The sequence below is a fragment of the Nostoc sp. EspVER01 genome (assembly GCF_034530635.1).
Lineage (GTDB): Bacteria > Cyanobacteriota > Cyanobacteriia > Cyanobacteriales > Nostocaceae > Nostoc.
On sequence record NZ_JAVRCS010000007.1, the window covers coordinates 47,737 to 72,972 of the forward strand.

The window sequence follows — 25,236 nt, forward strand, 5'->3', positions numbered from 1 at the left end:
TCATGAATGCTGGTTGCTTAACTATTAAAGAACTTACTGATGCAGTTGGCGGCGGTTTGACTCCGCGGATGGTGCGCCATTATCATCAATTGGGACTGCTACCGCAACCAGTGCGATCGCGCAGCAATTACCGTCTCTACACCCAAAAAGATGTTCTCCGGTTACAACGGATTGTCGCACTCAAGCAGCAAGGGTTTCAGCTAAATCATATCCGCAATATTTTGGAGGTGGAACCAGAAGCCGATACAACTGTTAACTTGATGGGACAACTCCAGCAGCAATATCGCGCGGTGATGCAACAAATCTCCCAACTGCGGCAAACTGCATCAGCATTAGAAGGATTATTGGGACGCGATCGCCATTGTCAAATTATCCAGGCGGAAGTTTTGGCGCAACTCAAGTTACTTGATGTTGAAACTCAAGCCGGATTGGGAGGATTGGAAAATCTCTGGAGTGGCTTGGATGCCGAAATTCATACCCACTCGGAAGCTTTTACCGAATCGCTACAACGCTTACTTCCTGATTTGTCTCACCGTTCGGAAATTGAACAGCATTTAATTTCTCAGTTGGTTTTGGCTTGTGGCGATGTCAGTTTAGTGTCCTTTATTAAATTGAGTCGAGATGCGATCGCAGCTAGTCGAGAAGCTTTATCTTCAAGTTGTCAAATTGTTGTCGATACTCAAACGGTTGCTGCTGCTTTAGATCAAACCCGATTACTTCACTTAGGATGCCGCACCGAAACCTTAATTGATAACCCTCATATTACTACTGCCACTGAAGCAGAACTCGCCTTTTGGCAACATCAAGAATGGCGAACAAAATTGCTGCAAGTAAGTAATGGATGTGTGCTGGTAGTTGGTTATGCTCCCTCAGTACTTCTGGAAGCTTGTAAAGCCATTGCTAACCAAAAAATTCAGCCTGCATTAGTAATTGGAATGCCCATTGGCTTTAGCCACGCTCCCGCAGCCAAGCGACAACTGATGCAACAAGGGATACCTTATATTACAGTTGAAGGGACTTTAGGAGGTGGCGCATTAGCTGCAACGGCCCTAAATGCTTTGGTTGAGTCCCTGATAGATAAGCCAGATTGTCATTGTTATCTCAAATAAGTATTCATTTAAGACAGCCTGTCCTGGCTAATTCTATGAGACTGTTGGCGAATAAGTGAGGGGTCTTAGTAATCAGTAGACTTCTTGCATAAGTCGGGAAAAGGGTAAGGGGGAAGGGGAAAAGGTTCTGTATTGTCCCCTTCCCCTTTAACCTTTTCCCCCTCTTGCAAAAAGCACTTTTGCAAGAGGTCTAGTGAGCAGAATAGTAGAGTTAAAATACTGGAATCTCAATGACAAATTCTGTTCCTTCACCAAGTACAGAATTGCAACTCAAGCTTCCATCATGGGTTTCCTCAACAATTTGACGAGCGATCGCTAATCCTAATCCTGTTCCTTTGCCAACCTCTTTGGTTGTAAATAGGTGGTCAAAGATCCGCAATCTAATTTCCTCTGGCATCCCTTGACCATTATCTTTCATCCGAATTATTACCGTTTGTTCGTTACTGGATACTTCGGTTTGAATCAGTATTTGCTGACGATCGCCTTGCACTTGGGCAAAAGAACGCCCCTCAATGGATGCATCGAAGACATCAATTGCATTTGCAAGGATGTTCATAAATACTTGATTTAGCTGTCCTAAAAAGCACTTGACAGGCGGTAACTTTCCGTATTCAGTGATGACTTCAATCGCTGGACGTTTTTCGTTAGCTTTGAGGCGATATTTCAAAATTAACAGGGTACTCTCAATCCCTTCATGGAGGTTACAAGCAACTTTTTCGGTTGTATCGGCTCTGGAGAAGGTGCGGAGACTGATACTAATATCTTTAATCCGTTCTGAAGCCACCTTCATCGAACTTACTAGCTTTGGTAAATCTTCAATTAGAAATTCGAGGTCAATTTTTTCGCCATGCTCAATGACTGCGATCGCCGGAGTGGGATGATGTTGTTTAAACAATTGGATATGGGCGAGTAAGTCTTGAGTATACTCTTCAGCATTGTGGAGGCTACCTTCCAGAAATCCAATGGGATTATTAATTTCATGTGCCACACCTGCAACCAAATTGCCCAATGTTGCCATTTTTTCGTTTTGCACCATTTGTAGTTGGGCTTGCTCAAGTTCTTGCAGCGATCGCTCTAGTTGATGAGCATAATTCTGGTATTCTTGATAAAGGTGGGCATTTTCTAGAGAGATGGCAGCTTGAGCGCATAGCAGTTGGATAACTTCGGTGCGATCGCGAGTAAATGCACCAATTGTTAGCGGATTTTCTAGATATAGCAGCCCGATAATTTTTCCCTGATTTAATATTGGCGTACACAACACACTCTTAGGTTGTTGCTGCATGAAATATGAATCAGCGATAAAATCAGTTTGTGCTGTTGCATCATCCAGTACAACAGTTTTTAAACTGTGTTTGACAAAGTTCACCAGTGTAATGGGAATGTCTTCGCTGGTTGACAATGGTACAGATAATAGGGTGACTCCTTCATCAATAGTGGCTATGGCTTCAACCACTAAATTTTCCTGTTTGAGTACAAGTAATGCAGCTTTTTGTGCCCCAGCATTTTCCATCACTACTTGCAAAAGTGTAGTGAGTAATTGCTCTAATTGAATTTCACTGGAGAGGGCTTGTGAGGCTTTCAAAATTGTGGACAAATCGAGGGCTTCAGAGATACTGCTGCTAGAGAGGTTTGTGTGGATGGTTTGATTTGGTAATGATGATGCATCGACAGTTGAACTCAGTTGAAAGTGATTAATTTGCCCTTGTAAGATGGGAGCCAGGAGTTGAGGATAGCGTTTTTCTAAGTCTTCAGTTTTGGCTTTAGCGCCCCAACGAGCATAACAGTAATAAGCTTCTTGCATATAAACTTGGGCGATTTTTTCTTTGTCCCAGTCGAGGTAAAACTTGGCCGCTAGTTCATTACTCAAAGCTTCTTCTTGGATATATGCATTTTCTTTCGCTAGAGTTATGGCGCAATTGTACAATTCCATTGCTTTGTTTTTGTGCAGCAAAATCCGCTGCCGTTCTGCTTCGACTAAATAAAATTTGTGTTGGTGATTCATTGGGGCATGATGCGCCCATTTTTTCAGTTTTTTCTGATGGGATGTGATTTTTTTAAGAATCTGTTTTTGTTCGTTAGCTGTTGCTGTTGGATAGAGATTTAGTTGGGTTAACGCCTCATAAAAATAAACTATTGGTACAACTGCTGCCGATGTTACCCCATCTAAATAAGTTATTGCCTGAATTGCTGCCTCAGATGCTCTGGTATAATTTTCAAATAGGTAGCAAAGTATCAGTTCATTGGCATAGCTAAAGCTCAATCCAGTGCGATCGCCTGTTTGCTCTTGTAATGAACGAATAAGTTGGGCATCATAAACAGCACCTGATAAATAACTGGGAGCGGTAGATTGTCCTAACAAATTCAATATGGCTTGACGAAATGAATTAATATAAGTCTGGGGTTTTTCTTGTCTAAAATGACTATAGACTTCAGCATAGTCACCCATCTGTTTTTCTAACTCAGCTAATTCTTGCCCCATCAAATATCCATGAAAACTACAGCTATAGCTAGCCCAAGCTGCATATTCGATATCTCCGGTTTCTAAACCCACTTGATAGGCTTCAATTAACGGTGCAATTGTGTCTTTAAGTGGTTGATGCCAGTGATTAATAAATGTTTGAACAATGAAGAAAGTTCTAGCTTTGAATTCTTTACTATGGAATTTTTCGAGAACTTGTAATGCTAATTGACCAAATTTATAACCTGTCTCAATATTTCCCAGAATGCCACACTCTATCAATCCATACCAGGCATAGCCAAATGCAGATGCCGCAGCATTACCGTACTGCATCGATAAATTGACTTCGCTCAAGATTATTGGTGGCAGTAAATCTGGACGAGCAATATAAGCTGTGGAATTTGTACTAGCCAAAATTCGGATTGCTGCTAGTTGTTTGTCCCCAGTCATATTAGGTAAATCAATCAAACTTAAAGGAGATTTACCTACAAATCGTAATTTGGTTTGGGCTAGATTGAGTAATGTTTGTATTTTATTCGCTTGATGAGATAGTTTCACACCTAAGAGATTTAGCAGTGCGATCGCAGTCCGAATCGAATCATCAAAACGACTCTGAGCTAAATAAGATTGGATTTGAATCTCTATCGATTTCACCCGATCTATTAAGACTTTAGCGTGTTGTTGCACTTGCTCAACAAACTCTTCTACTTCGTCAAACTGGCCCATAAGATAGGCTGCCGAAGCAGCTTCTTCATATGAGCCAAACAATTTTCTAAATCATATTTTAGCCCGAATGCACTCTGATAGCGGTCTTCAGCATTTTTCGCCATCAATTTCATCACGATGTCACAGAGAACTTGAGGAATCTCTTCCCTATTCCCTATCCCCTCTCCCATCTCCCCTAAAACTGGCGGAAGTTTGGCAATATGACAATGTACCAATTCCATCGGATCGTGCGACTTAAAAGGTAATTCCCCTGATAGCAACTCATAAAAAGTTACACCTAAAGAATAAAAATCAGTACGGTAATCAATCCCCCGATTCATTCTTCCAGTTTGCTCTGGAGACAAATAGCCGAGTGTTCCTTCTAATACATTAGGACTCATCAGGACTTGAGTTTCTCGTGGCAGTAGAGATGCAATACTAAAGTCAATTAACTTAACTTCTTTAGTTTCTGGATTAATTAAAACATTGGCGGGTTTAATATCTTTGTGAATAATCCGATGATGAATTAGAATATCTAATGCATCACACAGAGCGATCGCTATTTCTAAAAACTCTTGTAAAGACCTGATATCTAGCGTCTGGTAAGAAGCAAAATAATCTTTCAGAGAAATCCCACCAAAATCTTCCATTACCAACGCATAACCATTGTGATACGCCTCCAGACTGTAGGTTTGGACGATCGCAGATGAGTTAAGATTTTTGGCAATTGTGTACTGATTGCGAAACTGCAACAGATCGCTGAAACTGGGATATGAATTTTTTAGCAGTTTAATTACTACAGGTAATGAGTCAGTTTCTCGATACCCCCGATAAACTAGAGTTCTGGAACCGTTGTAGATTTCTTCAGTTATGTAGTATCCGGGAATACTGACCATGCTGCTGACCATACTGCTAAACCCTGGTGATTTCTGAATTTATTGTTCCCAAATCAGTAACGCCAGTTTATATGTGTCTTTTGAGACAACTCCCAGGGGCAAATCATTGAAGTAAATAGAACTGTATTTGATGTCCCAAATTCAAAGGTGAATAGCCGTTCAAAAACGAGAACATCTTCCTAGGGAACTCCAAGAAATAAATTATCCAATCTTGTGGGAATTGAATATTTTTTTATTTGGAAGTCCCCTAAAAGAAAAAAAAGTTGTTAGAAAAGCCTTAAATAATACTCCAAGAAGAAACCAAAGAAAAAGGTGAGAAAAAACCCACCTCTTAAGAATCGATATGATAGACAAGTAAATAAAATTTAAAAAATATTTATCGAATGGTAGATCAATCATCTGGCTTGTCCAAGGTCAAAGACTCATTAACACAAAAAATCTTCTTGGGTAATGAACCAAATGCGGAGTTAATTGCAATTCTCACCGTTTACTTTGTTCAAGGAATTTTAGGGCTATCGCGTCTAGCCGTTAGCTTTTTCCTCAAAGATGAATTGCTGTTGAGTCCAGTCCAGGTATCGGCGCTATTGGGAATTGTCTTCCTACCTTGGATGATCAAGCCGGTGTTTGGTTTTATCTCTGATGGCTTGCCTATATTTGGCTATCGTCGCCGTCCTTACTTGATTTTATCCGGGATACTGGGAACTGCTTCTTGGATGAGTCTGGCCACAATAGTTCATACTAGCTGGGCAGCTACCTTAGCGATCGCTTTTGGTTCTCTCTCCGTCGCCATGAGTGATGTTATCGTTGACTCGCTGGTTGTAGAACGAGCCAGAGGCGAATCGCAAGCAAAAGCCGGTTCACTACAATCTCTGTGTTGGGGTGCTTCTGCGATCGGAGGTTTAATAACAGCCTACTGTAGCGGTCTACTACTCCAATACTTTACTACGCGTACCGTCTTTGGGATTACCGCTTTATTTCCTCTAATCGTTTCAGGAGTGGCTTGGTTAATTGCTGAGTCCCCCGTTAGCAAAGATGCTCAAGATAGTAATCAAACCAACTCTTTGCCAATCAAACATCAACTGGGGCAGCTACGCCAAGCCATTAGTCAAAAAACAATTTGGCTACCAACGGCATTTATCTTCATCTGGCAAGCTACCCCAAATGCTGACTCAGCCTTTTTCTACTTCGCTACCAACGAACTCCACTTTGAACCAGAATTTTTGGGGCGAGTCAACTTGGTGGGAAGTTTTGCTTCTTTGGCAGGTGTTTGGATTTTTCAACGTTTCCTCAAAAGCATCCCTTTTCGCGTGATTTTTGCTTGGAGTACTGTCCTTTCATCACTTTTGGGGATGACGATGCTGTTGTTGGTGACTCACACAAACAGGCTATTGGGTATAGATGACCACTGGTTTAGTTTGGGTGATAGCCTGATTCTGACTGTGATGGGGAAAATTGCCTTTATGCAAGTGATGGTGCTAGCAGCAAGGCTTTGTCCTTCTGGTGTGGAAGCGACATTATTTGCCTTGTTAATGTCAGTCTATAATTCAGCCGGAACAGTTTCCCATGCATTCGGGGCATTAATCACGTATTGGCTGGGGATCACCGCAACAAACTTTGAGTCACTTTGGCTCTTGGTGTTAATTACTAACCTCAGCACGCTGTTACCCCTACCATTTATCAAATGGCTACCTGCGACTGAAGAGCAAACTGAGACATTCAAAAATGAAGAACAATCATTTTCGCCTGATTTGATGCCTGAGTTGGTACTAAGAGAATCAAAGTCGGAAATAGTGGAATAGTGTAATACAGCAGTTTTCAAGTAAATGAGATCAAGAGTGCTGACTGCTGAGTAAAAAGTGCTGAGTATTTAAAATCAGACACAAAGAGTTTCACTTCTTTCCCCCTGCCCCCTGCTCCTCGTTCACTGAGCGTAGCCGTTCGCGCAGCCTCTCGTAGAGAAGTGCTGCCCCCTGCTCCCCTGCTCCCCTGCCCCCTGCCCTATTTGGATGAAACCATTTTTTCGCTGGCAATAATATGCAAATCGATGTTTTTGAGCAAGCGTACCAATTTTTGCGTCAAAGATCCTTTGAGGAGCATTTGCCAGCGCGATCGCTGACTTTCTCCAATAACAATTTGGGTGATACGATGTTTCTCTGCGACTTCCGCGATCGCATTAGCTATATTACTGTTGGTAACACGAAGAAAAGTACCTTCAAATTCTTTACACAGTTTCTCACAAGTGTGGATATGCAAGCTTTCTTCCTTAGTAAGGAAGCGTTCTGGATCGGCAACGAACAAGGTATAAAGCGGCGCGTTCATGTAGTTAGCCAACCTTGCACCCCGGCGTAATAGCTGCACTGAGTTGGGATAGGTGGATACACACACCAAAACCCGCTCGTGAATATTACAAAATTGTCCGTTGGGAGTAGAAGCGATCGCATTTCCTTCCACGTTGTCTGCTACTTCCCGCAAAGCTAACTCCCGCAAAGCAATCAGGTTGCGGCGTTGGAAAAAATTATCGAGGGATTGTTGGATTTTTTGCTGTGCGTAAATCTTGCCTTCTAGTAACCGTTCTTGCAGCGTTTCCGGTGTGACATCTACTACCACTATTTCATCTGCTTCATCCATAATCCTGTCAGGAACGCGCTCCCGGACTACCACACCTGTAATTCTGGCTACTAGATCGTTGAGGCTTTCCAAATGTTGCACATTCATTGTGGAGTAGACATCAATCCCGGCTGCCAAAACTACTTCTACATCTTCGTAGCGCTTTTCGCGTGGCGAACCAGGGACATTGGTATGGGCAAGTTCATCGATTAAAACTAATTGGGGCGATCGCTTTAAAATAGCATCTGTATCCATATCCATCAGCGTCAACTCACCGCGAGGATATTTCTTACGGGGTATAATTTCCAGTCCCTCTGCCTTTTCAGTTGTTTCCTTGCGTCCGTGGGTTTCCAAAAGCCCAACGACAACATCAATTCCTTCCTGTTTGAATGCGTGTCCCTCTTCCAGCATCCGGTAGGTTTTGCCTACTCCAGGAGCCATGCCAATAAAGATTTTATGCTTACCCCGCCGTCGTACTGTATAAGGCGAGTAACTTGCAGAATTTAAAGGCGCATTCCCAGCCGAACCAGTATTACTTTTATCTGACATTAGGCCTCTTGCATGAATACTTGAAAACAATAATCCTTGGTTCACGTAGAGGCGTAGAGAGTAATGAAAAAGTTATCTATTTATTCCTAACTCCTAACTCCCCACTCCTAACTCCCCACTCCCCATTTATTAATTTTGCTGACGATTAATATCTTGCAAGTCAAGAGCATAATTCAATCGGAGAACATTAACTCCCGGTTCGCCAAAAATCCATAAAAATCTGTCATCAGTATACTTATTAATTAAAGGTAAAATCTCATCTTCTTTTACTCCCCGCGCCCCAGCAACTCGCGTCAATTGCTGCCGTGCCGCTCTAAAGGAAATATGCGGGTCTAAACCAGAACCAGAGGTATAAATTATATCGGCTATCGGTTGAAGATTTTCCTCTCGCAATTTATCTGCTTCTTCTAAAATCCGCTTTAGTAGTTCTGGATTGCTGGCAGCGAGATTGCTAGCTCCAGATATGCCAGTTGGCTTGGCTTTTCTTCCTTGGCTATATCTAACAGTACTAGGACGAGAATGGAAATATCGCTCAGATGTGAACACCTGACCAATCAAAGCCGAACCAATTGGTTCATTACTTAGATTCCGCATGATGCTGCCATTAGCTTGATAGGGCAAAAAAACTTGACCCACTACAAGAATTCCCAGCGGATAGATGATTGCAGTCAACAACCAAAGCATTAGAGTTATAAAAATTGCTCTGATGGTTTCTCGAATAATAGCCATAAAAAGTTTTCCAATTGCGCTTAAAATTTAATTTTTAATTTTTAATTTTTAATTTTTTTGCCCACCTAACAGGAGGTTATAAGATACTGTTAGCAACAGCATAAACAACAACTGGGGCAGTTACCACATTCAAGCACAGCAAGATAAAAATAGCGAGTGGTAGATGTTGTTTATGCCATTACGACTAAACAAAGGATATCGTCAAAGCAGTGCTGAATGAAAACGATATTTATTCATATTCTTCTTATCCCTCCCGTCAACAGGTAAAAGTAAAAATGTTTATTATTTTACTTTGGTCAAGATGCGATCGTTTCTCAGCGTCTCTACTTTTGCTATCCTTAAGCCAAGCCCACAAGTGTAATCAGTACATCGATCAACTTAATTGCAATAAACGGCGCAATCACCCCACCTAAGCCGTAAATTAAGATATTGCGTTGGAGTAACTGATTAGCTGTCAGTGGTCTAAACCTCACACCCTTTAATGCCAATGGAATCAAAGCAGGAATAATCAAAGCATTATAAATCAATGCTGAGAGTACAGCAGATTTAGGGCTAGTCAAATTCATAATATTCAGGCTTTGCAAATTAGCAGCGACAAATATCACTGGGATAATTGCAAAGTATTTAGCAATATCATTAGCGATGGAAAATGTCGTCAATGCTCCGCGAGTAATCAACAATTGTTTACCAACACCAATGATATCGAGCAGCTTTGTGGGATCGGAGTCCAAATCGATCATGTTAGCGGCTTCTTTTGCAGCTTGCGTTCCTGTATTCATTGCCACGCCGACGTTAGCTTGGGCTAATGCGGGAGCATCGTTAGTTCCATCTCCCGTCATGGCTACCAGTTTACCTGCTGCTTGTTCCTGCTTAATGATACTGATTTTGTCTTCTGGTGTGGCTTCGGCAATGAAGTCATCAACTCCAGCTTCTTTGGCAATGACAGAAGCGGTAATTCGGTTGTCTCCAGTTAGCATGATGGTACGCACTCCCATCCGTCGCAGTTGCTCAAAGCGATCGCGGATACCAGGTTTAACTATATCTTTGAGATAAATAATCCCATAAATTTCGTTATCTAGGCTGACTGCTAAGGGTGTACCTCCCAGGCGAGAAACTCGTTCGTAGGCAGCATCCAATTCTGGTGTATCGCGTCCGTTGCGGGAACGGACAAATCCTTTGATAGCTTCTACTGCTCCCTTTCTGGCCTCATAGCCACCAGGTAAATTCGTGCCACTCATCCGGGTTTTGGCGGAAAAACTAACTCCTTCTGCCTGAGTGGAGTCAAAATCAAATCTTGCGCCCAACTTTTCTGCTAGTCGGACAATGGATTTACCTTCTGGTGTATTGTCAAAGACACTAGCCGCCCAGGCAACATTAGCAATTTCTGACATTGAATGACCGTTGAGGGGAATAAACTCTTCCGCCAGACGGTTGCCGAGGGTAATTGTACCTGTTTTGTCGAGAAGTAAAGTATTAATATCACCACAGGCTTCGACTGCTCGTCCTGATGTGGCAATAACGTTAAATTGGGCAACTCGATCCATACCAGCAATACCGATGGTACTTAGTAAGCCGCCAATGGTGGTAGGAATTAACGCTACTAATAGGGCAATTAAAATTGGGACGCTGACTGGACTGTTGACATAGTAAGCAAGGGCGGGCAAGGTGACTACAACTAACAAAAACACTAAGCTGAGAACTGCCAACAATACCGTGAGGGCAATTTCATTAGGTGTTTTGCTGCGTTCTGACCCTTCTACCAAGGTAATCATTCGGTCAATAAAGCCTTTCCCTGGATCAGTAGTAATACGGATAATTAGTTCATCTGAAATAATCCGCGTCCCACCAGTGACAGAACTGGCAACATCGGAGCCTGATTCTTTTAATACTGGTGCAGATTCCCCAGTAATTGCTGATTCATCCACGGAAGCAACACCCATGATTACTTCACCATCGGCGGGGATGATATCGCCAGCAACGACGTAGATGGTATCGCCCTGTTTAAGGCTGGTGGATGAAACTTCACTAAGTGTGCCATCGGCAGCAAGTTTTTTCGCGATCGCCTCTAACTTTGTTAACCGCAAGGCATCGGCTTGGGCTTTACCCCGCCCTTCTGCCACTGCTTCGGCAAAATTGGCAAACCAAACTGTAAAGAATAAAATCCCCGACAACAAGGCGTTGAAAACTTGCGGGTTCTTTTGCAGGGCTGGGCCAAATAGGTTGGGATCAATCGTTAGCAATAGGATGATGATTGTCCCCACCCAAACCACAAAAATTACTGGATTTTTGATTGCATACTTAGGGTTGAGCTTGACAAAAGCATCTCTAATTGCTCTTAAGTACAGCCACTTATTATTTGCCCTAGTCTTTTTACGTTTTTGGCGGCGATCGCCAGAACGAGAACTTGGGCGTCTAGCTTTAAAGTTAGTTGCCACTGGATTCATAAATAAAGTTAGCAGTGAGAAGTTAGGAGTTAGGAGTTATAGGAACTTCTAATAAAAAAATATCCAAACTGTAGGATGCGTTAGTAACGCATCCTACGAAACCGGATAATTTATAAAATAACGGCAGGAGCCAGGAAGAAATAAGTATGAATAAAAACTCTAGTTCTGAGTAATTACCCAGTTAAAAATAAGATACTGGTACGAGACGCGTAGAGCAAGATATAGCTGAGTGCTGTTAGCGGGGCGTTAAGCAATCAACACTGTCCTAACATATCTGACTACAGCTATATAACCTTTCTTGCTTGAATCTCACACTTTTAAGTCTGGGTTACTCCTTCCTCCTGCCTCCTGAATTATTATTTGATATTTTCTCAATTTCAAACTTATAACTCATAACTTTTCTAACTGCCAGATGCTAGTTTTAAACCCTCAGCTATGGGGCCTAAAGCCAGAACGGGAAAGAAAGTTAATACTCCCAAAACCAGCGTTACTCCAGCCGTGATCCCAGTAAATACCAGAGAATCTGTTCTCAGGGTTGCAGGGGTTTCTTCTACTGGTTGTTTGCGAGACATCCCGTCAGCTAGCAGTAAGATGGCAATCATCGGAATGTAGCGTCCTCCGATTAAGCTAACTAAAGTACTCAAGTTCCACCACAAGGTGTTATCCCCCAAACCCTCTAAGCCCGAACCATTATTTGCTGCTGCTGAGGCATATTCATAAACTACTTGAGAAATACCGTGATAACCAGCGTTGCTAATTCCAGATAGGGAGATGGGATAAGCCAAAGCGATCGCACTGGGGATCAAAACTAGAATTGGGTGAATCAATAGCACGACGCTGGCGAGAACGATTTCCCGCTTTTCAATTTTGCGTCCTAAAAACTCTGGGGTACGTCCTGCCATGAGTCCAGTTAGGAACACTGTGAGAATTAAGTAAATAAATAAGTAAGCTGTTCCAGTTCCTTGACCACCCCAGATAACCTGGATAAATAAGTTGAAGAGAGTCGAAAATATTCCTTGCGGCATCAGAGAATCATGCATCCCATTTACAGCACCAGACATAGTAGCAGTAGTCATCACTGCCCAAAATGCTGTTTGTGCCCAACCAAATCGAACTTCTTTACCCTCTAAATTGGGCTGTTCTAATCCAAAGGCGGTATTAACTAGGGGATTACCTTGCAATTCTCCCACAGCTGTCACTCCCACTAGAATGACAAAAATCACAAACACCATCCAAAAAAGTAGCCAAGCTTGTTTGATGTTATTGGCAAATATACCGTAGGTGTAAATCAAGGCTGCTGGGATAGAAATCATGGCGAGCATTTCTATCAAGTTAGAAGCGCCATTGGGATTTTCAAAGGGATGTGCTGAGTTGACGCCAAAAAAGCCACCGCCGTTCTCGCCCAAAAGTTTGATCATTTCAAAGGATGCCACTGGGCCTCTAGCTAGATATTGCGTCCCGCCTTCTAAGGTTTGCACATCCATAGTCCCAGCTAAGGTTTGTGGTACACCTGTTATAAGCAAAGCGATCGCGCCAATAATCGAAATCGGCAGCAATATTCGCGTAATTCCACGGACGAGATCGACGTAAAAGTTTCCCAGTTTTCTCCCCGTCAACCCGCGAATAAAGGCAATTCCCACGGCTAAACCGGTGGCTGCGGAGGTGAACATCAAAAAGCCTAAAGCCGCTACCTGGCTAAAATAGCTTAAGGTTGTTTCACCTGCATAGTGTTGTTGATCGGTATTCGTTACAAATGAAATCGTTGTATGCAGCAATACATCCCAACTGATCGCGCCGAGGCCGTTTGGATTCCACGGTAAAAGCCTCTGAAAATATATCAGAAAATACACTGAAATAGCCATGACCGTGTTGCAACAGAGTACGGCCCGGATATACTCCCAACCCGTCATGTCATCTTTTCTCCGAACACCCGCAAATACGAACATACTTCGCTCTATGGGATTCATTAAAAAATCAAGTAGTGTTTTTTCTCCCAAAAAGACACTAGCTATGTATTTTCCGAATAATGGAGTGATTGCTATGACAATACACAGCGTTAAGCCAATTTGCAAAAAACCTTGTCCCATATATTTCGCGCTAAATTAAATTTAAGTGGTAGCAAGCCGATTATTATAAATAACGGATTTTGAGGAATTTACTATTTTCAGTTAGGGACTTCCAAATAAAAAAATATCCAATTATTTATTGTGGGGTGGGCGTCTCGCCATTGGTGTCAACTTAAGCCGAAAACTATATCGGACAGGCGTTTTGCAAATTCCTCACGCCCTCATCCCCTAACCCCTTCTCCCAAGGGAGAAGGGGAATTGAATGTCTAGCTCCCCTCTCACGGATGGGAGAGGGGCTGGGGGTGAGGGCAAAACGTTGTCACCAAGCGGGTTTAGCGTTAAGTTGACACTAATGGCAAGATGCCCACCCCACAAGATTGGATAATTTATTTCTTGGTAATCCCTTATCACTATTTTCCAGATACTTGTTCAAGTTTTGATTAATAATATTTAATCTTTACTCTTAATTCATCTATTTCACTAGTTAGGATTATTTGTTTATACAATACATTTTCCAAGTTTGCAGAACTTACACACTCAGATCCTCTATTGCATTGCTCCCTAACAACATCGACAACGCCGCTGCCGCCTTCAATACCTGATTGTCAGACACTTCTAAATATCTCTCGAACTGCTCTAAATTCCGATGCCCTGAGATTTCCGCAATTACCCGCAGTGAGATACTAGCGTTACTCATCTGGATTAAGGCAGTACGCCGAAAGCCTGTAATCTATAGACTATAAGGATTTGACCCCGATTAGTCAGAATTGCTTGAGTGAGATTAGCTAGCTTGCCGCACTTCGGCAAGGCTCAGTGACCACCGTAGACATCGCTCCTATATATTTCCAATCACTGCATTAGGGGCGATCCTGGCATTTTAGGAAAATTGTAGCTTAACCGCAAAGGCAATGGTCGTAAAATTGATTTAGAAATTGAATTGATTGGATTTCGCTTGTACCAGGTGGGTTAGAAATTAATTAAAAATTCTCTTTCGTGTTGACAAGTATACAGCTAATTATATCTCTGCAAGAATGGCGATCGCGCTGACGGCAGTATGCTCCAAATATATTTCAGGACTAGCCAGATTTTTAGTAAATCATAAATGACGATATTAAGTCGATTATTGACTATGAAAGAAGCTATAAATGAGCGTGTAAAGACCTATGGACTAATAGTGATCGCCTTTGCGATCGTGATAATACTAGAATATTTGACACCCCCAGAGTACGTATTTGGCTACCTCTACACAGGGACGATTTTGTTAGCAGATTCTCGATTGAATCGGGGAGCAGTTTTGGGGATCACTGTTGCAGCAACAGGATTAACATTGTTGAATTTGTTTGTGCCCGGAGGGGAAATAATTAATTCCCCAACGTTAGCAAATAGGTTAATTGCAGTGTTGGCGTTGATGGTAACAGGTTGGTTAAGCGATCGCAACCATCGCAACGAAGAAGCGATCGCTTATACCCAAGCACAATTACGCTCCCAAGAACAACTGGCTATCATGCGTGAAGATTTTGTTTCTACCCTAACGCATGATTTGAAAACACCCCTATTAGGAGCAATTGAAACGCTGAAATATTTTCAAAATGAGCAATTTGGTGAAATCACACCTATGCAAGCAAAAGTATTACAAACAATGGCTCGTAGTCATCAGAGTACATTGCAATTAGTCCAAACACTTTTAGATGTGTACCGCAATGATGCCGAAGGACTGAAACTACAGATATCACCAGTTAACTTGGTGACAGTGGCGGAGGAGATCGTCGCTACACTGACGGAACTAGCGAGAACACGTCAAGTTTATATTTCTCTGCACTATGGCGAATCAGATTTTCGCAGCTTTCTCTGGGTAAATGGTGATTCTTTGCAACTTGGGCGGGTTTTCAGCAATCTCTTGAGTAATGGTATTAACCATACCCCTCGTGGCGGTAAAGTGGAAGTAGTATTTGAAGGTTATTCTAGCGATCAAGTGGTAAAAATCCTCGATACTGGTTCCGGCATTACCGAAAAAGAGTTACCTCACTTATTTGAGAGATTTTATCAAGGAAATAGCGATCGCCACGTCTCCGGTTCTGGGCTAGGACTTTATTTAACCAGGCAAATTATTACTGCTCATGGGGGTACAATTTGGGCAGAGAATCGCTCACCACGCGGCGCACTATTTGGTTTCCGACTCCCGGCTTGTCCGCCACCGGGGAGGTGAGGGGAGAAATCAATTAAAAATTAAAAATTAAAAATTAAATAACTTCTGCTTCTTGTCCTGAATGCCCAATGCCCAATGACCAATGACAAATGACAAATGACAAATGACAAAAATCTTACTAGTTGAAGATGATGAATTATTTCGGCTTGGTTTGCGGATGCGGTTGCAACAAGAAACCAGTTTGGAGATTGTCGCAGAAGCGGAAGATGGGGAACAAGCTGTAGAATTCGCCAATCGCTATCCTCTGGATTTGGTCTTGCTGGATATAGGTTTACCGGGAATTGGCGGGATTGAGGCTTGTCGCCAAATCAAGGAGAAACACCCAAATTTACCAGTTTTGGTTCTAACGTCTCGTTCTGAAAAACCCCTGATTTCGCGGTTAATTGCCGCCGGGGCGCAAGGTTACTGTCTTAAAGGTATTCCGGCTGAGTCTTTGATATTAGCAGTGCGATCGGTTGCTGCGGGCGCTTCTTGGTGGGATCAAACGGCAACAACTGAAATTAGAGCCGCTTTTGAGGGGAATTCTATGGCGGTGCAGTCTGCAAAAACTGAGGAATCTTTAGAAAATCCTTTAACGAAGCGGGAGCAAGAAATTTTGGCACTGGTAGCAGCGGGCAAAAGCAATCAAGAAATTGCTGAAATTCTCTACATTGCCCCTGGTACAGTGCGGGTTCATGTCCATGCTATTTTACAGAAACTAGAAGTACGCGATCGCACTCAAGCCGCAGTCTTAGCTATCCAAAAAGGATTGGTAGCACCAGAATTGTTGATTAATTAGATTTATCGGGAAAGAAAATCTTTCAAGATTTTGAAAATTGCGATGAAATATCAGGCTGCTCTATAGGAATTTCGATCGCAAACTCTGCTCCTTTGCCAACAGACGAGGTACAGCTTATATTTCCTCGGTGTTTTTGGACGATAATCTGATAACTAATAGATAATCCTAGCCCACTACCTTTACCCACAGGTTTTGTGGTAAAAAATGGGTCAAATAAACGCGATCGCAACGACTCTTCAATACCAAGACCATTATCAGCGATCGCAATTTTGACTAGATTCAAGTCTGTTACCTCTGTATGAATCCGAATTTGGGGAGTAGGTTTTAGAGAGTAAGGAGTAGAAGATTGATTCCCCACCCCCCACTCCCCACTCCCCACTCCCTCCTCTATTGCATCAATAGCATTATTCAATAAATGCATAAATACTTGATTTAGTTCACTCGCATAACAAGTGACTAGGGGCAAGTTACCATAATCTTTCACTACAACAATTGCCGGGCGATCGGCTGCTTCCCTGAGCCGATGTTGTAACATCACTAAAGTATTTTCGATGTCTTCATGGATATTTACCCGTTTCATCTCTGCTTCATCATGCCGAGAAAAATGTTGTAGCGCCAGTACAATTTCTCGAATGCGATCGGAGCCTCTATACATTGCACCTATCAAATTTTGTAGATCCTTAATGATAAAATTCAGGTCTAAATCTTTGGCTATTTGCTGAACTTTTGGCGTGGGTTTGGGATATTCTTGCTGATAGACCTCAATTATATTTACTAGGTCTTCCACATATTGACCAGCATATTGGAGATTTCCATAAATAAAACTGATCGGGTTATTAATCTCATGAGCCAACCCAGCTACTAACTGTCCCAGTGCCACCATCTTTTCGTTCTGAATTTGTTGAACTTGAGAGGCTTTCAAGTTGTCAAGAGCCTGTTGGAGCAAAAAGTTTTTTTCTTGCAGTTTTACTTGGAGCAAACGTAAATTAATTTGATTTTCAATTCGCAACACCACTTCTGCACCATGAAAAGGTTTTGCAATATAATCTACACCACCAACATCAAATGCCTTTACCTTATCGACAACATCATCCAGGGCGCTAATAAAAATTACTGGGACTTCACTAGTTTTATCGTCAGCTTTTAGTTGTTGACAAACTTGGTAGCCATCCATACCTGGCATATTGATATCCAGCAAAATCACATCGGGCAAAACCATTTGACATGCAGTCAGTGCCATTTTACCGTTTAAGGCTTTGCGAACTTCAAAACCTTGTGCAGTCAACATCGCCGATAAAAGCCGCAAATTATCTGGGGTATCATCGACCACCAAAATATTTCTTTTCTGATGGTTAGTTTGATTAAAATGCATTATTGATCAAAAGTTATGCGTATAATTATTGAGGATAGTAAATCCTTCTTTAAAATCACCTTAAAATTTGTTGACCGATTTCACCGAAATATTTATATTTATAGTTTAACTCTCACGTGGCTGGAGAGTTTTACAAATTATCGAAGCTATTGGCCAGTATCACCTTTGGCAATCTGATAAACTGCTGTAAGGATTATAGTAGCTAGCACTCACAGATTATCTAGCCAAGGATCAACAATTAAGTTTTTTCCAGGTGCTACTTGATAGCTACCATTGAGGTGCTGAGGTGAGCAACTCAATAACCAGTCGTTGTTCTATGGGTTTAGAAAATAAATATCCTTGAGCAAAATTACAGTTTAAACTTCTCAATTGGGCTAACTGTTCTTGTGTTTCGACACCTTCAGCGATCGCACTCATCCCCATTGAGTTGGCAATGCCAATCATTGCTGGTACTAACCCCATATTCTCTTTGTTATCCTGCATCCGTTTGACAAAGGATTTATCAATTTTGAGTGCATTCAAAGGAAAGCTGTGCAGATAACTTAAAGAGGAATATCCTGTACCAAAGTCATCCATAATTAACTTAATTTTTCGCTGTTTTAGTTGTTCAAGAATTATTTTGATTGCATCGGTATTTTCCATAATTACACTTTCGGTAATTTCTAATTCTAAATATGCCGGATTTATTTTATGTTCATAAATTATTCGGTCAATTTGTTCTACCAAATTTGGCTGTAAAAATAACCTTGCACTCAAATTGACACTCATAGTTAGAGGTTCTGGTGTCACTGGATAATGTTGCCAGATGCTTAATTGATGACAAGCTGATTGTAATACCCAAGTATTGATGGCATTAATTAAACCTGTTTCTTCGGCTACAGGAATAAATTCTATGGGAGAAATCAAACCACGAATCGGATGTTGCCAGCGCACCAAGGCTTCAAATCCAGAAATTCTACCTGTAACCAGGGAAATAATTGGCTGATAGTAAACGAGGAATTCTCGCCTTTCTACAGCCCTCCGCAGGTCATTTTCCAACTCTAAAAGCTGAATAGCTTCCTGATGCATCGCTGGATTAAAAACGTGATAGTTAGCCCTTCCTTGAGCCTTAGCCCGATACATTGCCGTATCAGCATCTCGCAGCAAATACTCTGGCCGATCGTAATCTTTATTGCCCCAACTAATGCCAATACTGGCATTCATAAATACTTCATATCTGGACAGTTGAAAAGCAAGTGATAACTGTTGCAAAATCCTTTCTGCAACTTGGATTGCTATATTGATATCTGTGATATTTTCTAAGAGAATTCCAAATTCGTCCCCACCCAATCGTGCCAAGGTATCAATAGGTATGATACATGCTTGTAAGCGTTGAGCGATGGCTATCAGCAATTCATCTCCTACCGGATGACCAAGGGAATCATTGACAACTTTGAAGCGATCGCAGTCCAAAAAAAGCACTGCAAACTGATAATTGGATTCTTGTTTCGCGCGATTTAGAGCATTTTCTAGTCGCCTAATAAATAAAACTCGGTTTGATAATCCAGTCAAGGAATCATGCAGTGCTATATCTAGCAGTTGACTTTGCAATTTCTGACGGGAATCTATTTCTTGTTGGAGTTTTTGGAGAGTTTTTTCTAGCTCTCCAGTCCGCTGTTTTACCCGATGTTCCAGTTCAACATTTAGTTTCAATATTTCTAATCGCGCCGATCTCAATGCCAGTTGATTTTGCACGCGCACTAAAACTTCTTGAAACTCAAAAGGTTTGGTGATATAGTCTACACCACCGACTTTAAAGGCTTTAACTTTGTCAAAAACATCATCTAAAGCGCTAATAAAAATTACTGGGATATCGGCTGTTAGATCCCAAGCTTTAAAGGTCTGGCAAATTTCATACCCATCTACTTCTGGCATCATGATATCGAGTAGAATCAAATCAGGTAATAATGTTTGAGTTGCTGTCAGTGCCATTTGCCAGTTTAAAGCTTTACGAACGTTATACCCTTCCCTTGTCAATATGGAGGATAAAACCCGGAGGTTATCCGCCATATCATCAATGATCAAAATATCTTTTTTATTAGGGTCTAAATGCTCGTAATTCATTCTAAGTTTGTTGTAGTCAATTCCATGATTTTCTCAAACTGGTAGTTATTTGCTAAATCCCTGAGAACTTGGAAAACTTGAGCATTATCTGATGGAATTTGCTTGAGTAACTCTAAAATCAGTTCATCGCTACAGCTGGCTGCGGCATAGTGAATCTGTTGGAGCCACTCAGGTGACATTTGTGATAAATGCCCCAGGAGTTCGGCAACACTTACAAAAATCTGTGTAGCTTGATCGACAACTACTGTATTTGTAGTTTCTAGTTGATTGGTATATTTTAAACCCAGATGTTTGCTCAGTTTTTCCAATAATACTTCCTGTTTGAATGGCTTGCGAATAAAATCATCACAGCCAATGGACAAAATTTTCTGGCGTTCTTCTTCAAAGGCGCTAGCAGTTAGGGCAATAATGATTGTATTTGTATTGGAGGGATCTGGCATTGTTCTAGAGAAGTCGTAAGGGGGAGCCAAGGCTGTTGGCCGCGATCGCAAAGTGGACGCACTAGAAGTATCATTTTCGATAACACCAGTTGTTTCTGCTGCGGAAGACTCTTTGCGTACAACCTTCAGAACCTCACCCTCGCCTGAATCGGTTAACTCTTCTCCAAGGTACTGGCTCCCCGATGACACCAGTTGTTTCAATTTTGGGAACCTCCGCGACGTATTGGCTGTCCCATGCCCGATTTCTCTAGCTTTAATAATTCTTGTAGCTTCGTAACCGTCCATAACTGGCATTCGCATATCCATAAAAATCAAGTGTGGTTGCCAAGATTCCCAACTAGCGATCGCTTCACTACCATCTGTAGCTTCGTTAACTTCAAAGCCAAGAGATGTGAGAATTTTAACTAGCAATATACGGCTTTCTTTGGAATCGTCAACTACTAGGATGCGGTATACCTTTTCACTAGGTGCTAAAGCTCTAATTTGTGATTTAATTTGGTTGATCGGGATTTCTCTGGGGCAAGTTAGAGCAATCTGAACATCAAAGGCGAATGTACTACCCACACCAGGCGTAGTGCTGACACTAATATCTCCTCCCATCAGTTGCACGTATTTACGGCTAATCGCTAAACCCAGTCCCGTCCCTTGTTGGAATTTTCTGCCGATTTCAGTTTGCTCAAAAGCCTCAAACAGCAAGTCAAGTTCTTGTGGGGCAATACCACAGCCAGTATCTTGTACCTCGAAGAAAAGAAGAGATGGATAAGAAAGATTTTGCTCCTCTTGCTCCTCTGCTCCTCTGCTCCCCTGCCCCCCTGCTCCTCGGTCACTGAGCGTAGCCGAAGTGCTGCCCCCCTGCTCCCCTACTCCCACTCTCACCCGTAGCGTCACACTCCCTTTATCGGTAAATTTAATCGCATTTCCCAAGAGGTTGAGCAATACTTGACACAATTTATTTTCGTCAGTTTCTATGTATTTAGGAATATCTGGCGCATATTCAAACAGTAATTCTAAATTTTTAGATGCAGCACGTAAGTGCAACATCTCCTCTAAGTTCTTCAACAGGTGAATTAAGTCAAAGCTGCTGGAATTTAAGGTGATTTTGCCAGCTTCGATTTTAGACATTTCGAGAATGTCGTTAATTAATTTAAGTAGATGTTCGCCAGCACGATTAATTATTGCCAAGTTTTCTTGATGTTCGCTAGATAGCGAATAATCTCGACTCATGACTTGGGTAAAACCAAGAATGGCATTGAGTGGGGTACGCAGTTCGTGGCTCATGTTAGCCAGGAATTCGCTTTTGGCGAGATTGGCGGCAGCACTTCGCGCCGCTTCCCGAATGGCTGCTTGTTGTTCTTGTGCAGCGATTTTTTGCGATTCAATCAGTTCTTCTTGGGTGGTTTGCAGTTGCTCGATAACTTGTTGGAACTCTTCAGTACGTTTTTTTACTTGAGCCTCTAAGGTGCGATTGTATTCTGCTAATAGCTTTTCTGTTTGTTTGCGTTGGGTGATATCAAAAAATGTGGCGATCGCAAAAGCCACATTTCCCGATTCATCATAAATTGGCTTTCCTAAAACCTCAATGCGAGTAATCTTGCCACAACGGCGAATTTCCATATCATCAACTCTGATGCTTTCCCCAAGCAATGCTCTCAAAATCGGCAAGCGATCGCTGGGATAAAGTTGATTTGTGCCGGCGAGGTAAGCTTGATATATCTCTGGCAATTCTTCGACTGTAACTTCTGCGTAGACGCCTAGCGGCTTGTCGTTAGACATCGCTCCTTGACCGAGAATTTGCTGCCCAATCTGATTTGTATAATAAGGTTTACCTTCAGCATCGATGATAAAGATACCGACCGGTATGGCTTCTAAAAATTGAGTTAGCTGACTCTGATTATGAAATAGCGCCTCATTTAAAACTTGCATCTCGGCATTCTTTGCTTCTAAAGCACTAAAGGATGCTTGTAGTTGCTTTGCCATAGTTTCAAATGATTTGGCTAGTTCCCCCAGTTCATCGGAACGCTGAATATCTGGTGTTTCCTCCCATTCACCTTGAGCAATTTTCTTCGCCGATCTGTTTAATTGCAAAATTGGCTTAATTACCCAACGAGCAGTCAAAATCCCAATTCTTGTAGCTACTAAAAAAGCCACTATGCACAGCAAAATAGTGATGCGGGTGTTGGCATTAATTTGCTGCATAAATTCGCCTTCGGGAATCACCGCCACAATTAGCCAATCTAAACCCAGTTCGTCCTTCCAGCTTTTTACCTGTACAAAATAACGCATTCTATCGGCGGTAAAACTTAGTTGTTGCTTGCCCACAACAAACTTAAGACTGCCAAAGCGTTCGATTAAAGACTGTGTTGTGAGTTTAATTAAAGGATTTTGACTATCTAATGCTGATAGACGTTTTCCTTTACCATTAACGATCGTATATGGTGGCTCGCTAGTAGAAGAAGCCACTATATACCCAGAACGCTCTAAAATAAAAGTTTTACCCGACTCTTTGACCTTTAACTTAGCTAAAAACTTGCCAATTTGTGACAAAAGCAAATCAACACTAATCACCCCAACGAATTTGCGATTTTTATCGTAAACAGGATAGCTGGAAGATATGGATAAAACTTCTGGTTTATCTTCCCATTGATAAATTTGACTCCAAACTCGTTTGCCGATCTTGACTGGATCTGTATACCAAGCTTCTGAGCGAGGATCGTAATTTTTAACTTCCTGTAAATGGCGGCGATTTCCCTGTTTGTCTGTAGGATAAACATAGAGTTTGCCTACACCATGCTTGGCACTAACTTCATTAATTAAGAACTGGTCATTATCTAGACGCTCAACACCAATAAATTCACCTTTGGGATTGGCAAAGCTGTTGTAGCCAACATTGAAAACCTGCATTTGTTTCCAAAAGTAATTGCCGGTGGTTTGAAAGTCCGAAAGGTTGAGCAAACCTAGCTCAATTGCATCTAAGTTGATTTGATTAATTTGCTTCGGAGTTGTTAAATAGCTATCGAGATGCTGTTCAATGCGATCGCAGATTTCATTTTCTAATTGAGTAGCAAGCTCCCTTACCGCTTTTTGGCCGTTTTGATACGAAAGATAGCCCACAAGTCCCACCGCACCACAAATTTGCAAGATAAAGGGCACAATCAGAACATATCTCAGGGGCATCTTGGCATAAACTTTGCCAACTAAGCGATTAAATGATTTGACGGGCTGAAGTTTGGATAACATTGTAGTTTTATTCTTCCCCAGCATCTACTAGGTGCATTTTGCCGTGCTAGCTACATTCTATATAAGTATAATTACGGCAGACATCGCTCTTTATGAAAATTTTATATTTTTAGTATAAAATAGTACGAAATACTTATAATTGTTTGACTGGCTGACTTCCTCCAACGCCTAATTTTCAACCTTTGTACAGGAGTAGTCCACTATATAAATCGTCAACGTGGGTACGCGATCGCACCTGAATTTTCTCAGTTTTATCTGGCGATATTTCCACAAATTTTCTCAGATGAACTGAAATTTAACCAATAAGCTCCAGTATGCCATTCTAAAATTCAGGTTGCCATTAGCACCTAATCTTAAATTTAATTTTTAATTGCTGACGTGTTGATTTTCTGGTCTGGAAACCCCTGGACTTGTACAATAACTTATATTTAATTACAGCAATTTTAGAATTGTTATGCAAATACACAGCATAAACAAAAAAAATCCAAGAAAATTTACTTTGTATTTTCTATTTTTACAAAATATTAACTTTGTTCTACATTTGTGTCAACTTCATCACCGATTTGTAAAACTTTTCCGGCTGATGATGGGGGTAGTTGAGTATTGATACTCAATCGATAAAAGTGATTAAAAGGCGATGAAGCAACCCAATTTGGCAAAGTTGCTTGTCGCTGGGTTGTAAAGATTTTTTGAAAGTTTGGGTAAGCTTCCCCTAAGTAAGAATTGCGTGTTGGGACTATACAACGCTGACATGGGTTAACCCCAAAAAAGTCTACATCTCCCACTCGAAAAAAGACTAAATCACCTTGTTCGCTAAATAGCCGATCTTCCCAAAATGCTGGGACGCCATCGATCTCGATGTTGGCACGCATCCGACGGCGCATTTCATCTACACTTAAACCAGGAAACCAAGAAGCGACCTCTGCCAATGTGGCCGTACTAATTACCGTTGGGCCAAGTGAGTGTGTATCGTCAGGAAAACCCATCAAAGAGTTTTGTCCCAATGTGACAGCAAACTCAAAATAATCACTCAAAGCTGCCTCTAATGCTTGCCGTTCCTCATCCAGATGAAAAATTTGTTCTAAGTTGCGATCGGGGATTTGCAACGAGATAGTTCTATTTAAGAGTGCAAATTGTGCCCTTATTAAATGGATTTTAGCATGACGCTTGCCATTGACAAATCTACCTTGTTCGTCAAAAATGGCAAACTCGCGGTCATACTGTAGTGCGCCACTGGCAAGAACTCTAGCGCTCTCAACTTCAACACCATCCAGTGATTTAACTGGATACAGTAAAATCTTAGCTAGGTAAGGCGTCACGTCGCTTTGCTCCGAATTCAAAATTCAAAACTTGTACTGAGCTTGTCGAAGTATTCAAAATTCAAAATTCAAAGTTCATCCTTTTCGTTTTCGGTCATAGCAATATTTGGATTTGAGATTTGGCGAAAAGTCGCAGTATCTCGCAAAGAGCGAACTAAAATTTTCAAGACGGATTTTGGATTTTAGATTGGTGATTTAGTAGTCCCCAATCTAAAATC

General features: G+C 41.6%; 14 protein-coding genes and 1 pseudogene. 4 read left to right on the top strand and 11 right to left on the bottom strand.

The window, feature by feature from the left end; all coding sequences use genetic code 11:
• Nucleotides 1-2 precede the first annotated feature (2 nt).
• Nucleotides 3-1,109 (top strand): precorrin-8X methylmutase, encoded by a 1,107-nt coding sequence (locus RMX69_RS08275; protein ID WP_289796505.1) that lies wholly within the window; start codon nucleotides 3-5, stop codon nucleotides 1,107-1,109.
• A gap of 211 nt (nucleotides 1,110-1,320) precedes the next feature.
• On the opposite strand, the gene RMX69_RS08280 is transcribed toward RMX69_RS08275, so the two are convergent.
• Together RMX69_RS08280 and RMX69_RS08285 are read right to left on the bottom strand one after the other, a co-directional pair.
• The gene (locus RMX69_RS08280) at nucleotides 1,321-4,293 is read right to left on the bottom strand and encodes an ATP-binding protein (RefSeq protein ID WP_322637139.1); all 2,973 of its coding nucleotides are present in this window, start codon (nucleotides 4,291-4,293) and stop codon (nucleotides 1,321-1,323) included.
• 23 nt (nucleotides 4,294-4,316) lie between these two features.
• Nucleotides 4,317-5,180: pseudogene (locus RMX69_RS08285) on the bottom strand (serine/threonine protein kinase); the annotation flags it as partial.
• A gap of 371 nt (nucleotides 5,181-5,551) precedes the next feature.
• Here RMX69_RS08285 and RMX69_RS08290 point away from each other — a divergent pair.
• Nucleotides 5,552-6,967 (top strand): folate/biopterin family MFS transporter, encoded by a 1,416-nt coding sequence (locus tag RMX69_RS08290; protein ID WP_322637141.1) that lies wholly within the window; start codon nucleotides 5,552-5,554, stop codon nucleotides 6,965-6,967.
• Nucleotides 6,968-7,166: 199 nt separating this feature from the next.
• Here RMX69_RS08290 and RMX69_RS08295 read toward each other — a convergent pair whose 3' ends face one another.
• The 5 genes from RMX69_RS08295 to RMX69_RS08315 all read right to left on the bottom strand — a co-directional run bounded on the left by RMX69_RS08295 (nucleotide 7,167) and on the right by RMX69_RS08315 (nucleotide 14,260).
• The gene (locus RMX69_RS08295; RefSeq protein WP_289796508.1) at nucleotides 7,167-8,324 is read right to left on the bottom strand and encodes a universal stress protein; all 1,158 of its coding nucleotides are present in this window, start codon (nucleotides 8,322-8,324) and stop codon (nucleotides 7,167-7,169) included.
• Between the two features lie 129 nt (nucleotides 8,325-8,453).
• Complete coding sequence (kdpC, locus tag RMX69_RS08300; protein ID WP_289796510.1) at nucleotides 8,454-9,053, bottom strand: K(+)-transporting ATPase subunit C; 600 nt, start codon at nucleotides 9,051-9,053, stop codon at nucleotides 8,454-8,456.
• A 338-nt stretch (nucleotides 9,054-9,391) separates the two neighbouring features.
• The gene (gene kdpB, locus RMX69_RS08305) at nucleotides 9,392-11,497 is read right to left on the bottom strand and encodes a potassium-transporting ATPase subunit KdpB (protein WP_322637142.1); all 2,106 of its coding nucleotides are present in this window, start codon (nucleotides 11,495-11,497) and stop codon (nucleotides 9,392-9,394) included.
• 401 nt (nucleotides 11,498-11,898) lie between these two features.
• Nucleotides 11,899-13,584 (bottom strand): potassium-transporting ATPase subunit KdpA, encoded by a 1,686-nt coding sequence (kdpA, locus tag RMX69_RS08310; protein WP_322637143.1) that lies wholly within the window; start codon nucleotides 13,582-13,584, stop codon nucleotides 11,899-11,901.
• A 508-nt stretch (nucleotides 13,585-14,092) separates the two neighbouring features.
• Complete coding sequence (locus RMX69_RS08315; RefSeq protein ID WP_289796514.1) at nucleotides 14,093-14,260, bottom strand: integrase; 168 nt, start codon at nucleotides 14,258-14,260, stop codon at nucleotides 14,093-14,095.
• A gap of 432 nt (nucleotides 14,261-14,692) precedes the next feature.
• On the opposite strand from RMX69_RS08315, the gene RMX69_RS08320 reads away from it, so the two are divergent.
• Nucleotides 14,693-15,769 (top strand): HAMP domain-containing sensor histidine kinase, encoded by a 1,077-nt coding sequence (locus RMX69_RS08320; RefSeq protein WP_322637144.1) that lies wholly within the window; start codon nucleotides 14,693-14,695, stop codon nucleotides 15,767-15,769.
• A 103-nt stretch (nucleotides 15,770-15,872) separates the two neighbouring features.
• Nucleotides 15,873-16,547, top strand: a complete 675-nt coding sequence (locus tag RMX69_RS08325) for a response regulator transcription factor (protein ID WP_289796517.1) — start codon at nucleotides 15,873-15,875, stop codon at nucleotides 16,545-16,547.
• A gap of 22 nt (nucleotides 16,548-16,569) precedes the next feature.
• On the opposite strand, the gene RMX69_RS08330 is transcribed toward RMX69_RS08325, so the two are convergent.
• The 4 genes from RMX69_RS08330 to RMX69_RS08345 all read right to left on the bottom strand — a co-directional run bounded on the left by RMX69_RS08330 (nucleotide 16,570) and on the right by RMX69_RS08345 (nucleotide 25,018).
• On the bottom strand, nucleotides 16,570-17,919 hold the full coding sequence (locus RMX69_RS08330) for a response regulator (protein ID WP_289796518.1): 1,350 nt from the start codon (nucleotides 17,917-17,919) through the stop codon (nucleotides 16,570-16,572).
• Between the two features lie 267 nt (nucleotides 17,920-18,186).
• Nucleotides 18,187-20,022, bottom strand: coding sequence for an EAL domain-containing protein (locus RMX69_RS08335; RefSeq protein ID WP_289796519.1), 1,836 nt, complete (start codon nucleotides 20,020-20,022; stop codon nucleotides 18,187-18,189).
• Nucleotides 20,019-23,699, bottom strand: a complete 3,681-nt coding sequence (locus RMX69_RS08340) for an ATP-binding protein (protein WP_322637145.1) — start codon at nucleotides 23,697-23,699, stop codon at nucleotides 20,019-20,021. Before RMX69_RS08340 ends, RMX69_RS08335 begins: the two co-directional genes overlap by 4 nt.
• A 524-nt stretch (nucleotides 23,700-24,223) precedes the next feature.
• Nucleotides 24,224-25,018 (bottom strand): MOSC domain-containing protein, encoded by a 795-nt coding sequence (locus tag RMX69_RS08345; protein WP_322637146.1) that lies wholly within the window; start codon nucleotides 25,016-25,018, stop codon nucleotides 24,224-24,226.
• Nucleotides 25,019-25,236: the final 218 nt, after the last annotated feature.